The sequence below is a fragment of the Pseudomonas sp. AC463 genome (assembly GCF_979253585.1).
Genome location: NZ_CEEDDZ010000181.1, coordinates 1 through 390, shown reverse-complemented (window position 1 = coordinate 390; position 390 = coordinate 1). Strand labels below are relative to the sequence as shown.

Below are 390 nucleotides of genomic sequence, written 5' to 3'. Positions count from 1 at the left end.
GCAAGGACGTCCACGTCCATTTGCCCGAGGGCGCGGTGCCGAAGGATGGTCCGTCGGCGGGCATCGGCCTCGTCACGTCGCTGGTCTCGACGTTGACCGGCGTGCCGGTGCGGCGCGAGGTCGCGATGACCGGCGAGGTGACGCTGCGCGGTCGCGTGCTGCCGATCGGCGGGCTGAAGGAGAAGCTGCTCGCGGCGCTGCGCGGCGGCATCACCACGGTGCTGATCCCGCAGGAGAATGAGAAGGACCTCGCCGACATTCCCGCCAATGTGAAGGAAGGGCTGACGATCATCCCTGTCAGTCATGTCGACGAGGTGCTGAAGCTGGCGCTGACCGAGCCGCTGGAGGCGATCGACTGGACCGATGCCGTTGAGCTTGCGGCACTGCCGC

Annotated in this window: 1 protein-coding gene; it reads left to right on the top strand. The window is 67.9% G+C overall.

Going from position 1 to position 390, the window contains the following annotated elements; translation table 11 throughout:
• The coding region (locus tag AC0IYH_RS29685; protein ID WP_471837653.1) for a S16 family serine protease at positions 1 to 390 on the top strand (390 nt) is incomplete at both ends.